Origin of the sequence: Paraburkholderia polaris (assembly GCF_012927345.1) — a bacterium.
Taxonomy (GTDB): Bacteria; Pseudomonadota; Gammaproteobacteria; order Burkholderiales; family Burkholderiaceae; genus Paraburkholderia; species Paraburkholderia polaris.
The window spans coordinates 29599-42467 of record NZ_JABBGJ010000043.1 but is presented as its reverse complement, the minus strand read 5'-3'; the positions used below and the strand labels follow the sequence as shown (position 1 = coordinate 42467).

Genomic DNA, 12869 nt, shown 5'->3' with positions numbered 1-12869 from the left:
CAACGCGCCGGCGGGTGATGTCTGGACACCTCGCTGCGCGCGACCAGTACCCGCGTGTTGCTCACGAAATGATACGCCCAACCACCTCGAAGGAGGAGACATGTCAACCGCAACGAATCACATTGCAGCGCACAAACTCGGTCCGCTCGGCGCGCAGCCGGAACTCTCCGAGATGAACCAGATGGTGCAGCAGAGCGTGCATCGTTACGCAGAAGAAGTGATGCGTCCGATCGGCGTCAAGCTCGATCGCATGACGCCCGAGGAGGTGATCGCGCAGGGCTCGCCCTATTGGGAGGCGCGCGACAAGTTTGTCGGGCTGGGTTTCGGCGTCGACGGGCTGCTCGAACTCGAACCCGCCGAACGGGCGACGACGATGAGCATCCTGTTCGAAGAGCTTGGCTGGGGCGATGCGGGACTCGCGATCACCTACGGCGCAGGTTTGCTGCCCGCGCTGATGAGCGCGGTGTCCGTCAACCCGTTTTGCCGTGCGCTCGCACCGGATGCGAAGCTCGGCTGCTGGGCCATCACGGAACCCGATCACGGCTCCGACATGCTCGACGTGAACGGCATGATCTTTCATCCGCAGGGCACGTACGGCAGGCCTAACTGCGTGGCGACGCTGCGCGGCGACGAGGTGATCATCAACGGGCAGAAGTCGGCGTGGGTGTCGAACGGTATCGCCGCCGACGTGTGCATTCTCTATTGCGCGGCGGACAGCGGCAACGGAGCCGACACGAAACGCGGCGCGGTGGTGATCGTGCCGCTCGACGCCAAAGGCGTCTCGCGCGGCAAGCCGCTCGACAAGATCGGCCAGCGCGCGCTCAACCAGGGCGAACTGTTCTTCGAGAACGTCACGTTGTCGAAGGAGCACATTCTCGCGGGCCCCGACCAGTACGTCGACGCGGTCTATGCGATCCACACGTTTGCCAACGCGATCATGGCCAACGTTTTTGCGGGTACCGCACGCGCCGCGTTCGAGCTCGCGCTCGCTTACGCGCATGAACGCAAGCAGGGTGGTTTGCCGATCATTCGCCATCAGTCGGTCGCATCACGGCTCTTTCATATGTTCCGCAAGGTGGAGGCCGCCCGCGCGCTCGCGCAGCGTGTCGTGCATTACAACTTCACCGCTGCGCAGCCTTCGCTGCACGCGGCCATGACGGCGAAGGTCACCGCGACCCAGACCGCCTTCGAAGTCGCCAACGACGCGCTGCAGATCTTCTGCGGCAACGGGCTCACACGCGAGTATCCGATCGAAAAGATCTGGCGCGACGCACGCGCGTCGATGATCGAGGACGGCTGCAACGAAGTGCTGGCGATCAAGGGCGGCTACTACCTGATCGATCCCGAGCTGCTTTGAACGGCACGGCGCGTTCACGCAATCCGATGACAACCTGAAGGAGACGACGACATGGCAACGACATACGAAGTGGTCCTCTATGGAGCGAGTGGCTACACCGGCAAGCTCACGGCATGGAAGCTCGCCGAACGCGGCATTCCGTTCATTGCCGCCGGGCGCAGCAAGGAGCGGCTGGAAGAAGAGCTGGCGAAGGTGCCCGAACTCGCCGGACATGACTATCAGTGCGTTGCGGTTCAGCACGAGACGGGCGCGCTCACCGAATTCTTCAATGGCAAGAAGGTGGTGATCAATATCGTCGGGCCGTTCATGCAGCTCGGGCGCCCTGTTGTCGAGGCGAGTCTCGCGGCCGGTTGCCATTACTTCGACACCACCGGCGAGACCGACTGGATGTCGCTGCTGAAACGCACGTATGGCGAGGCCTTCGCTGCCCGGAATCTGGCGCTGTGTCCCGGCAATTCGTACATGTGGGCTGAAGGCAATCTCGCTGCGGAGATTGCGCTGGAAACCCCGGGCATCGACACGCTCGACGTGCTCTATCTCGGCGACTCGGAAGTGAGCGTCGCCTCGACGATGTCGTTCCTGCGGATGTGTACGCAGCCGCAGTTCTACCTGCGCAACAAGCAACTGGTGCAGTGGCCATGGGCAACGCCGTATCAGGTTCACGTGCCGGGTGAACACCTGCTGCTGAATGCGTTGCCATGGGGTGGGGGCGGCGAGCCGGTGTGGTACCAGGACGACCCACGCGTGCGAAATTGCCAGACGCTCGTGTCGTTCAGGAATCAGGAGCGCTTTCTCGCGGTGGTCGGCCTGCTGAAGAAGTTCGAGGAAGATTGCCGCCACCTCGACCCCGCCAAACAGGAAGACGTCACCAACGAATGGGGCAAAGCCGTGACCCAGGTCGAGCCCGCGCGTGAAAACCCGGATGTGAATCGCTGCACGCTGTCGTGTCAGGGGCGCGGCAATACGAATTCCGTCAGTGTGATTCTGCGCGGCAACTCGCCCTATGCGCAAACCGGTGTGCTCGGTGCGGAGGCGGCGCGCCGCGTGTTGCGCGGGCAACTGCACGCGGCAGGTTTCGTTTCACCGGCGCAGGCGTTTGGCGCACGCAATCTGGTCGCCGCGCAGGCCGAGGAAGGATATCTCGCCTACGAGATAAAGAGCGTTTGACGACGAATCGGATGGTTTGCGTCGGCGGTTCGCGGCGCGTCCTTCCTGGCGGTGGAGAATCGATATGGGCAACGAAGTGTATATCGCGGGCGTCGGCATGACGCCCTTCGGCAAGCATCTGGATACCAGCGTGAAGCAGCTCACGCGCGCGGCAGTGGAAGACGCGCTCGCCGACGCAGGCTGTGACAAGGCGCAGTTGCAGGGTGCGTTTTTCGGCAACTCCACCCAGGGGCACATGGAAGGCCAGCACATGATTCGCGGCCAGCTTGCGCTACGGGCAATGGGCATCGACAAGGTCGCGGTGATCAACGTCGAGAACGCCTGCGCGAGCGCCAGCACCGCATTTCACCTTGCGGTGAACTACGTGAAAGCCGGTGCTGCCGACATCGTGCTCGCGGCGGGCGCCGAGAAGATGTTCTCCACGGACAAGGTGCGCACCTTCAGCGCCTTCGACGGCGCGTGGGATGTGCACGACACCGAGAACGGCAAGCGCCGGCTGCTCGATATGGGCGAGGGCATCGAGCCGCCCGCAGGCAGCGTCTCGACGAAACCGTACAGCGTATTCATGGATATCTACGCGTCGATGGGCCGTATGCACATGCGCGAATTCGGCACCACCCAGCGGCAGTTTGCCGCCGTGTCCGCCAAGAACCACGGACATTCTGTTCACAACCCGCTCGCGCAGTACCGGCAGGCTTACTCGATCGAAGAGATTCTCGGCGCACCGCCGATCACCTTTCCGCTCACGCTGCCGATGTGTTCGCCCGTCAGCGATGGCGCGGCCGCGGCGATCGTGTGCAGCGAGGCCGGCCTCGCGCTGTTGGGTGGGCGGCGCTCGCGCGCCATTCGTGTGCTGGCGTCCGTGCTGCAAACGGGAAGCGACCGGCCGGCCACGGCGCTCGACCGGCATCTGGTCAGGCTGGGCTCGTTGCGCGCTTATGAGCAGGCGGGCGTCCCGCCGCAGGATGTCTCGGTCGCCGAGGTGCACGACGCGACGGCGATCGGAGAAATCATCCAGTCCGAAGTACTCGGCTTGTGCGAGCCGGGCATGGGCGGGGTGGCCGCGGAACGAGGCGAGACGACGATAGGCGGACGGATTCCAATCAATCCGTCGGGCGGCCTCGAATCGAAGGGGCATCCGATCGGTGCGACAGGACTGGGTCAGCTTTACGAACTCGTGACTCAGTTACGCGGTGAGGCGGGCGCCCGCCAGGTGGAGGGCGCCCGCATCGCGATCGCGGAGAACGGCGGCGGACTGTGCGGCGTGGAAGAGGCCGTTGCCAGCATCACGATTCTCGGACGCTGAGGCCGAACTGCGACGCCGCGACAGATTCTGCGAACGCGCAAGACCGAACCGCATCTGCAAGGAGAGAGGGCGCCATGAGCACCACACCCGAAACTACGTTGGCAGCGTTGCTCGCCAACCGCGTCGAGACCATGCCGGATCTCGACGTACTGACCGTCGAAGGCGCCGGCGTGCGGCCCGATGACGTGCGCACCTACCGGCAGCTGTGGGAGAACGGCCAACGGCTCGCGCAGGTGCTGATCGATCAGGGCCTGCAACCCGGCGAGCACTTCGCGCTGCTGATGGCCAATCACGCGGAGTTTATTGACGCGATGGTCGCGGCGTCGATTTCGGGCACCGTGTTCGTGCCGATCGATCCGCGCGCGCGAGGCGAGAAGCTCGCCTTCATGCTCGATAGCCCGCGCTGCCGCGGCGTCATCGCCGCGGACTATGCGCTCGACAACCTCCTTGCCGTACGAGCTTCGCTGTCCCATCTGTCCTGGGTGATCGGGCTCGAAACGGACGAGGGCGCGAAGCCGCTCGGCGATTTCCCCGGCGTGTCGTCGTACCGCGCGTTGCTGCCGGAACGGGTGCCCGAGTTGCCTATCGTGGTCCGCGATCCCGACAGCGCGATGCAGTTGATCTTCACGTCCGGCACCACCGGCGATCCGAAGGGCATTGTGATGACGCATCGCCGCTATTGCGGCACATCGGCGGCGGTGTCGGCGCTGTTTGGCTACGTGCCCGGCGACCGGCCGTACTCGGGACTGTCGCTGACGCATGCCAATGCACAGATCGTGACGCTGGGCGCCTCGCTCACCGCCGGCATGCGCGCCGTGCTGTCGCGCCGCTTTACGAAGTCGCGTCTGTGGGACATCACTCGCAAGTACCGCTGTACGACCTTCACGCTACTCGGTGGAATGACCACGGCGGTCTACAGCGAGCCGAACAAGCCCGATGACGCGGACAACCCCGTGCGCTTCGTGATATCCGCGGGGATGCCGGCGGCGATCTGGAAGGCGTTTGAGCAGCGCTTCGGTATCCAGATCGTTGAGTTCTACGGTGCGGCGGAAGGCGGGATTACGGTCAAGCCACTCGGCATCGGCCCAGTGGGCAGTATTGGCAAGCCGGCGCCGATTCTCAGGCACCGCATTGTCGACGACGACGGCAACGACTGCGCGCCTGGCGTTCCCGGCGAACTGCTGTTCCGTCCGGCGGACGGCTCGCCGTTCAAGGTCGAATACTTCGGCAATCCGGAAGCGTCGGCGAAGAAGTGCAGGGACGGATGGCTGTGCATGGGCGACGTCGTGCGCGAAGACGAGAACGGCTGGCTCTTCTTCGAATACCGCAAAGGTGGCGGCATTCGCCACAACGGCGAGTTCATCAATCCGGCGCCGATCGAGAAGGTGATCGCCGAATCCAGTCTTGTCGAAGACGTCTACGTGTACGGCGTGAAGGCCGCGTCAGGCGCGCCGGGGGAAAAGGATGTGGTCGCGGCGGTGGTGCCCAAGGACGCGGCCCGCTTCGACCCGCAGCAGATATTCCGCGCGTGCCGCGCGAAGCTGGAAGCGAGTTCGGTCATCTCCTGGCTGCAGGTGGTGCCCGAAATACCGAAGACAGCGTCGGAAAAACCGCTTGAACGCTATCTGATAGACATGTTGGACACGCAGCGCGACAGCGTATTTACCGAGACGCTGTGACGGTGCGCGGCGAACCCCACGCAATATTCAAATGGAGTAGGCAATGAAAGTTCTGGTTCCTGTCAAACGCGTCGTCGACGCGAATGTGAGAGTCCGCGTGAAAGCCGACGGCAGTGCCGTCGACATCGCGAATGTGAAGCTGTCGATGAACCCCTTCGACGAAATCAGCGTGGAAGAGGCCGTGCGTTTGAAGGAAGCCGGCTTGGTGTCAGAGGTGGTCGTCGTGTCCTGCGGGGTGCAGGCCTGCCAGGAAACGCTGCGCACGGCGCTGGCAACCGGCGCTGACCGCGGCATTCTCGTTGAGACTCACGCCGAGTTGCAGCCGCTCGCCGTTGCGAAGCTGCTCAAAGCGCTGGTCGACAAGGAGCAGCCGCAACTCGTGTTGCTCGGCAAGCAGGCCATCGACGATGACTCGAACCAGGTCGGTCAGATGCTTGCGGCACTGCTCGGCTGGCCGCAGGCGACGTTCGCCTCGAAGATCGCCGTCGAAGCGGGCAAGGCCACGGTCACACGCGAGATCGACGGCGGCCTCGAAACGATCGAAGTCGATCTGCCGGCGGTCATTACCGCCGATCTCCGGCTGAACACGCCGCGCTATGCGACGCTGCCCAACATCATGAAGGCGAAGAAGAAGCCGCTCGACGTGGTGACACCCAATGCCCTCGGCGTCGACATCGCACCGCGGCTGTCGACGCTGAAGCTCGCGGAGCCGGCCAAACGCGAGGCGGGCATTCGCGTGGCCGATGCCGCGGAGCTCGTGGCCAAGCTGAAGCACGTGGCACACGTCATCTGAAACGGAAGAGGGAAACATGTCCATACTCGTTATTGCAGAACACGACAATCAGACGCTGAAGGCTGCAACGTTGAACACCGTCACCGCCGCTGCGTGTCTTGGCGAGGACATTCATGTTCTCGTCGCCGGCTCGCAATGCGCGACAGTGGCCGAACAGGCCGCAAGCATCGCCGGCGTGAAGCGCGTGCGGGTCGCCGATGCGCCGCACTACGCGCATCCGCTGGCCGAGAACCTGGCCGCGCTAATCACGACGATCGCCGCCGACTACAGCCACGTGCTGGCGCCCGCCACCACAACCGCGAAGAACGCGATGCCGCGCGTGGCCGCGCTGCTCGACGTCGCGCAGATCTCCGACATCGTTGCCGTTGAATCCGCCGATACGTTCGTGCGCCCCATCTACGCGGGCAACGTGCTAGCGACGGTGCGAAGCGCGGACGGCATCAAGGTCATCACAGTACGCACGACAGCCTTTGCGGCGGCGCAGACCGTTGGCGGCGCGGCGGCGATCGAATCGCTTTCACCGGCCATCGAAGTCCCGGGCTCACGATTCGTGAGCCACCAACTGACCCGTTCCGAGCGCCCTGAGCTGACAGCGGCGCAACGGGTGATCTCGGGCGGCCGGGGCATGGGCTCCGGCGAAAACTTCGCACTGCTGGAGGACATCGCCAGCAAACTGGGCGCAGCGGTCGGCGCGTCGCGCGCTGCCGTGGATGCCGGTTTCGCGCCGAACGACTATCAGGTGGGCCAGACCGGCAAGGTCATCGCGCCGCAGCTCTACATCGCGGTTGGCATCTCCGGCGCGATCCAGCATCTGGCCGGCATGAAGGACTCGAAGGTGATCGTCGCGATCAACAAGGACGAAGAGGCGCCGATCTTTCAGGTCGCCGACTATTGGATCGTCGGCGATCTTTTCAAGGTATTACCGGAGTTGTCCGGTGAACTGGACAAACTGCAACAGAGCTAATCCCGGAGACCATGATGAGCATCTATATTGCACCGCTGCGCGACATGCGTTTCGTCATGACGGAACTGGCCGGTCTTAACGAGTTGTCTGCGCTGCCGGGCTTCGAGGAGGTGAACCCCGAACTCGCCGAGGCTGTGCTCGAGGAGGCGGCGAAGCTCGCGACCGAAGTGCTGGCACCGCTCAACAAGTCAGGCGACGAGCAGGGCGCGCGCCTGACGAAGGACGGCGTCGTTGCCGCGGACGGTTTCGCGACAGCCTACCGGCAGTTCGTCGCAGGCGGCTGGAGCGGCCTCTCCGGCGACCCGGAGTTCGGCGGCCAGGGGCTGCCCGAGTTGCTGCATGCGGCGACCGTCGAGATGTGGAATTCGTCCAACATGGCGTTCGCACTGTGTCCTCTGTTGACGGCGGGCGCGACGGAGGCGCTAAGGCAGCACGGCTCGGAAGAACTCAAGGGACGCTATTTGCCCAATCTCGTCAGCGGTGAGTGGACGGGAACCATGAACCTGACCGAGCCGCAAGCGGGCTCGGATCTCGCCGCCGTGCGCACGAAGGCGGTACCCCAAGGCGACCACTATCGCCTCTACGGTCAGAAGATTTTTATCACGTGGGGCGATCACGATATGACGGGCAACGTCATTCATCTTGTCCTCGCACGCACGCCGGACGCGCCCGAGGGCGTGCGCGGCATATCGCTCTTTGTCGTGCCCAAGTTCCTGCTGAATGACGACGGCTCTCCAGGGCAACGCAACGACGTGCACTGTGTGTCCCTCGAGCACAAGCTCGGCATTCACGCGAGCCCGACCTGCGTGATGAGCTTCGGTGATCAAGGCGGGGCGATCGGTTATCTGGTGGGGCAGGAGAACAAAGGTCTCGCGCATATGTTCACGATGATGAACGAGGCGCGCCAGAAGGTGGGTATTCAAGGGCTCGCGATGGCGGAACGCGCTTATCAGCAGGCCCGCGAGTACGCGAAGGAACGCGTCCAGGGGCGGCTCGCGGTTGGCAAATCGGGTGGCGCTGTGGCGATCATCCATCACCCTGATGTGCGGCGTATGTTGATGACGATGAAGTCCCAGATCGAAGCGATGCGAGCTTTCGCCTACGTGATGGCCGCGGACATGGACCGCGCGCATCGTGACCCCGACGCCGCTGGGCGCGCACATCGCCAGGCGCGTGTCGATCTTCTGATCCCCGTGTTGAAGGCATGGTGCACGGAGTTGGGCGTCGAGATTGCGTCGATGGGTGTGCAGGTGCACGGCGGGATGGGCTACATCGAAGAGACGGGCGCATGCCAGTTCCTGCGCGATGCGCGCATCGCGCCGATCTACGAGGGCACGACGGGCATTCAGGCTGCCGATCTCGCAGGCCGCAAGCTCGCGTCAGATCAGGGCGCGGGGATGGCTGAACTTGTTGCGGAGATGCGTCAGGTCGCGCTGGAATTGGAGCGAAGCACGGATGCGCAAGTGGCGTCCGTCGGTACGGCGCTCGCGGCCGGTGTACAGGCGCTCGACGATGCCACCGCCTGGATGCTCCATGCACTGGTGACTCAGCCCGAAGCGGCGCTTGCCAGTTCCGTCGACTATCTCATGCTCACCGGCTACGTGTGCGGTGGGTGGCAGATGGGGCGCGCAGCGCTCGTTGCGTCGGGAAAAAGCGCAGCGAATGAGGACCCGGACTTTCATCGCACCAAGCTCGCCACTGCGCGCTTCTACGCCGACAAGGTCTTGCCCAAAGCGAATGCGCTTCTGGAGGCGATCCGCAGCGGCGCATCGAGCGGGTCGAGCCTGCCAATCGAACAGTTCTGAGCGGTGATTCAAGAAACAGAACGTCGATACGAAAGTATCGATATGTAATCCGAAATAAATTGGAGGAGACATGATGAAAAAACTTGCATGCCTGGCGTTAATATCGGGCGCGATATGTTCCAGTGCGATGGGGCAGAGCGCAGGCAGTCTCATCACCAGCATGGGTGGGGCGTGGCTCGACTTTGGCCCGTCTTCCGCAACTTCGTTACAGAGCAGTTCGGCTTTGGGCACGTTCACGTCTTCGGGAACGGGTGGTCAGATACATAACACGCTCACCCTGGAACTCTCGAACACGTATTTCGTCACGGACAATATTGCATTTGACCTGGCGGCGGGCATACCGCCCAAGCTCAAGCTCTATGCGCAGGGCAACGCCGCACCATTCGGTGCCGGCGGCCCATCGCTCAATCTGGGGAATCTGGCGCCGCTCGCCACCACCCGGTCGTGGTCACCCATTCTGTTCCTGAAGTATTACTTCTTCGACGCGCAGACGAAGCTGCGCCCGTTTGTCGGTATAGGCGCGAACTATACGTGGTACTCGCATACCAATCTCAATTCGACATTCAGTGGCGCGTTGCAAGAGATTGCGGGGCCGGGCGGACAGGTCAAGGCTTCGCTCAGTCCGTCATGGAACCCTGCGTTCGACGTGGGCGCCTCTTACAACATCAGCAAGAACTGGTACGCAACTGCGTCGGTGACATATCTGTTTCTGAAGACAAACGCGACGGTCAGTTCTGTGGCCGCCAACGGTCAGACGGTGTTGTCCAACAAGACGCGCATCACGGCGGACCCGGTGATCGTCTTTCTCGGAATTGGATACCGATTCTAGACCCGGTCGCGACGTGACCGTTGGGCGATTGCACGGAACACGCACGCCTTTACGCAATCGTGCGGCCGCGGTCTCCATGCAAAGAGGGGGCAGCCGGAAGAATACCCAGCCCGAGGTTTGTCGGCTGATAGCGTCGTTCCGGCTGAGATGGCATTGCTGACCGTATCGGCAGTGGCGGGATGGCTTGCGTCTTTGACTGCCCTTCGCAGGCGCTCGATTTGATGGCATGGAAGAGAGCGCCACGGCGCCGTTTTTTATGTGTGCCGGGCATGCTTAGCAGCTCGGGAGCATTTCGCGGCGTCGGCCAATACTTCCCGCTTCTTGAGCAATTCCACGTTGCCATCGATACTGTATGAATGTACAGTATTGTGCGTGGAGAGCCAGCGAGTGCAAGTTTATCGGGCGTCAATGGGCGTCAATGGGCACGGAGAGGCGGGGCATGGTGAACCTCGCGCCGTCGGGTTGTGAAAATTTTCAGATGCGCGGGCAAGCCCGCATCGATGAGAGGAGATTCTTCTAAATGTCTGCGTCACCCATTCAGGCGCGCCATGCCTGAGCAACTCTGGCTGCCCGGACTTGAGGCGCCACCTGTGCCGACAGACGGCCTGTTCTTCGCCGTCTTTCCAGATACACGTACGGCGGCGGCCATCTCAAAGCTGGCGCAACAGCTCTGTGGGGAGACGCGCTCGAAGAGCAAGCCTCTTGCGGCCAACCGTATGCATGTTACGTTGCATCACCTCGGGAATTTCGCGGGCGGTTTGCCGCCCGCACGGGTGGATGCGGCCATGAGCGCGGCCGCGTCGATCACGATGGCGCCTTTTAGCGTCGAGTTCGACAGTGCGCTCAGTTTTGCGCTGAAGCCGCGGCCGGGGCCGCTGGTGTTGAGCGGAGGCGAGGGTGTCCTTGGACTCCACACGCTTCACGACGCACTTACATTGGCATTGCAAAACGCCGGTTTTGGGGACCGCGCGGTCTCGTCAAGTACGCCATACACCCCACACGTGACCCTCGCGTATGGCATGCCCTGGATCGCGACACGTCCTGTCGAAGCTGTCAGTTGGAATGTGCGTGAGTTTGCTCTGGTGCACAGCCTGCTCGGGCGTACCCGGCATGTCGTTCTGGCGCGCTGGCCGTTGGCGGCCGGGTGAACGTCGTACTGCCTCGCGTCGGCCGTGGTGAAGCAAATGCGTTGAGGTGTGCCGGACTAGAACCGCACGCCGGTTGCACAGCCGCCGGCAAAGCCGCCGCCGCTTCCGCCTGCACCTCCGCAGAACACGCCGCAGCCTGATAATGCGGCCGCCATCGTAGTGGCCAACAATGTCGTGCGTAGGCATCGCCTGAAGGCACGCTTTCGAAGCAGCGCTGGCAATGCAGTCAGGTGCGGATCGACGTGTGCGGCGCAAGCTGGAAGTGCTGTGTCGAAGCGGTGGTCGGTGATTCTGGATTGCATAGCGTAAGTGGACTCCACGAGTGAGGCAGATGAGGGCGGCCGTTGTCGCGGCGCATGACGAAAGATATTCGTAAGTTTTTTGCTGACACGAAGCGGCGGCGCCGGCAACCCTCCACCCTAATCCACGCCATGTACCCCTCAAATACGCAAAATCTGAAAACCATGGGGATTCGTCGGTCAGACAGCCAGAATCGTCTAGCGCTCCCTGATAGAATGCTTGGGCCGCAACGTAGTGGACTGCAGATGAAATTGCTTGATGCGTTAGTCGAACAGCGTATTGCCGCCGCAGCCGCGCGCGGTGAGTTCGATGATTTGCCGGGCGCAGGCGCGCCGCTGCCCCTGGAGGACGATGCACTGGTCCCGGAGGAAGTGCGTGTCGCCAACCGGATTTTGAGAAACGCGGGTTTCGTGCCGCCGGCTGTCGAGCAGCTGCGCGCCTTGCGCGACCTGCAAGTGGAGCTGAATGCCGTGAGCGACCGGGCTACCCGCTGCCGTCTCCAGGCGCACATGCTGGCGCTGGATATGGCGCTTGAATCGCTGCGCGGCGGCCCGCTGGTCCTGCCGCGCGAATACTGCCGCCGCATTGCCGAGCGGCTGTCGGAGCGCGTCGGCAACCTCAATTTGGCCGACGCGGGTTCGCAGTGAGCGAGCCGCCTGCCCGCTCCGCCGCGCCTGGTCCGGAGTCTTTCGAGTACCGCGAATCGACTGAGGCGGCCGCATTGCCGGCTGCTCAGGCCGGCTCAGTGGGTCCCGACGCTTCAGCACCCGCGTTGAGTGATTCAACTCAAACAGCTGCCGCCCCTACGCCGATCGATACCCCCACGCCAGACGAAGCGCCCGCACCGCCTGTCTCGGAGCGCGATCGCCGCTTCATGGCGCTCGCCCAGGCCGCCGCCGAGGAGGCTCGCGCAGCCGGAGAAGTGCCGGTTGGCGCAGTGCTCGTGCGGGGCGACGAAGTTATCGCCAGAGGGTTTAACCATCCGATCGGTGCTCACGACCCGTCGGCACATGCGGAAATGATCGCATTGCGCGCAGCCGCGCAAGCTGTCGAAAACTACCGTCTGCCGGGCTGTGAACTCTATGTGACGCTGGAACCTTGCCTGATGTGCGCCGGTGCGATCATGCACGCGCGCATCGCACGCGTCGTGTTCGGGGCGCGCGATCCGAAAACCGGCGCGTGCGGTAGCGTCGTCGATGCATTCGCGAACCCGCAGTTGAATCACCACACCACGGTGACCGGCGGCGTACTCGAAACCGAATGCGGCGCCGCGCTCAAATCGTTCTTTGCCGAGCGGCGGCGCGCAAGCCGTGAAGCACGCGCGGCGGCACGGGGCGAAGCGCTCGCCGTAGCAGGCGGCGAAGCCCACCCCGGCGTGCAGGTTGAAACACGCAGCGAAATACACGGCGAAGCGCACCGCGGCGCACACGTCGAAGGGCGTCCCGACGAACACCACGAAGGACATTCCCAAACACGCAGCGAACCGGGGTCGGCTGAGCCGCTCTAAAACAATAACGTCCA

The 12869-nt window shown here is 63.3% G+C and carries 11 protein-coding genes; all 11 read left to right on the top strand.

The features are described from left to right. The first annotated feature begins 100 nt into the window (after positions 1-100). Positions 101-1357 (top strand): acyl-CoA dehydrogenase family protein, encoded by a 1257-nt coding sequence (locus HHL24_RS32965; RefSeq protein WP_169489486.1) that lies wholly within the window; start codon positions 101-103, stop codon positions 1355-1357. A gap of 51 nt (positions 1358-1408) precedes the next feature. Next, a complete protein-coding gene (locus HHL24_RS32960; RefSeq protein ID WP_169489485.1) occupies positions 1409-2524 on the top strand; it encodes a saccharopine dehydrogenase family protein in 1116 nt (371 codons plus the stop codon). 64 nt (positions 2525-2588) lie between these two features. Next, a complete protein-coding gene (locus tag HHL24_RS32955) occupies positions 2589-3830 on the top strand; it encodes a thiolase family protein (RefSeq protein WP_169489484.1) in 1242 nt (413 codons plus the stop codon). A gap of 74 nt (positions 3831-3904) precedes the next feature. Continuing rightward, positions 3905-5509: an AMP-binding protein gene (locus HHL24_RS32950; RefSeq protein ID WP_169489483.1), complete on the top strand. Its 1605-nt coding sequence runs from the start codon at positions 3905-3907 to the stop codon at positions 5507-5509. 43 nt (positions 5510-5552) lie between these two features. Further along, a complete protein-coding gene (locus tag HHL24_RS32945; protein WP_169489482.1) occupies positions 5553-6302 on the top strand; it encodes an electron transfer flavoprotein subunit beta/FixA family protein in 750 nt (249 codons plus the stop codon). 16 nt (positions 6303-6318) lie between these two features. After that, positions 6319-7266: an electron transfer flavoprotein subunit alpha/FixB family protein gene (locus HHL24_RS32940; protein ID WP_169489481.1), complete on the top strand. Its 948-nt coding sequence runs from the start codon at positions 6319-6321 to the stop codon at positions 7264-7266. A 14-nt stretch (positions 7267-7280) separates the two neighbouring features. Beyond that, positions 7281-9071, top strand: a complete 1791-nt coding sequence (locus tag HHL24_RS32935) for an acyl-CoA dehydrogenase C-terminal domain-containing protein (RefSeq protein ID WP_169489522.1) — start codon at positions 7281-7283, stop codon at positions 9069-9071. 70 nt (positions 9072-9141) lie between these two features. Continuing rightward, positions 9142-9900, top strand: a complete 759-nt coding sequence (locus HHL24_RS32930; protein WP_230417661.1) for an OmpW/AlkL family protein — start codon at positions 9142-9144, stop codon at positions 9898-9900. Positions 9901-10448: 548 nt separating this feature from the next. Continuing rightward, a complete protein-coding gene (locus HHL24_RS32925) occupies positions 10449-11048 on the top strand; it encodes a 2'-5' RNA ligase family protein (RefSeq protein WP_169489480.1) in 600 nt (199 codons plus the stop codon). 545 nt (positions 11049-11593) lie between these two features. Continuing rightward, entirely contained in the window at positions 11594-11995 is a 402-nt protein-coding gene (locus tag HHL24_RS32920) for a DnaJ family domain-containing protein (protein WP_169489479.1), read from the top strand. Beyond that, a complete protein-coding gene (gene tadA / locus HHL24_RS32915) occupies positions 11992-12855 on the top strand; it encodes a tRNA adenosine(34) deaminase TadA (protein WP_329606778.1) in 864 nt (287 codons plus the stop codon). The genes HHL24_RS32920 and tadA overlap by 4 nt, the downstream gene beginning before the upstream one ends. Positions 12856-12869 lie beyond the last annotated feature (14 nt).

Excerpts from the sequence above, each read along its gene's own strand:
- HHL24_RS32965 (WP_169489486.1), top strand. The coding sequence starts at position 101 with ATGTCAACCGCAACGAATCACATTGCAGCGCACAAACTCGGTCCGCTC.
- HHL24_RS32960 (WP_169489485.1), top strand. The coding sequence starts at position 1,409 with ATGGCAACGACATACGAAGTGGTCCTCTATGGAGCGAGTGGCTACACC.
- HHL24_RS32955 (WP_169489484.1), top strand. The coding sequence starts at position 2,589 with ATGGGCAACGAAGTGTATATCGCGGGCGTCGGCATGACGCCCTTCGGC.
- HHL24_RS32950 (WP_169489483.1), top strand. The coding sequence starts at position 3,905 with ATGAGCACCACACCCGAAACTACGTTGGCAGCGTTGCTCGCCAACCGC.
- HHL24_RS32945 (WP_169489482.1), top strand. The coding sequence starts at position 5,553 with ATGAAAGTTCTGGTTCCTGTCAAACGCGTCGTCGACGCGAATGTGAGA.
- HHL24_RS32940 (WP_169489481.1), top strand. The coding sequence starts at position 6,319 with ATGTCCATACTCGTTATTGCAGAACACGACAATCAGACGCTGAAGGCT.
- HHL24_RS32935 (WP_169489522.1), top strand. The coding sequence starts at position 7,281 with ATGAGCATCTATATTGCACCGCTGCGCGACATGCGTTTCGTCATGACG.
- HHL24_RS32930 (WP_230417661.1), top strand. The coding sequence starts at position 9,142 with ATGATGAAAAAACTTGCATGCCTGGCGTTAATATCGGGCGCGATATGT.
- HHL24_RS32925 (WP_169489480.1), top strand. The coding sequence starts at position 10,449 with ATGCCTGAGCAACTCTGGCTGCCCGGACTTGAGGCGCCACCTGTGCCG.
- HHL24_RS32920 (WP_169489479.1), top strand. The coding sequence starts at position 11,594 with ATGAAATTGCTTGATGCGTTAGTCGAACAGCGTATTGCCGCCGCAGCC.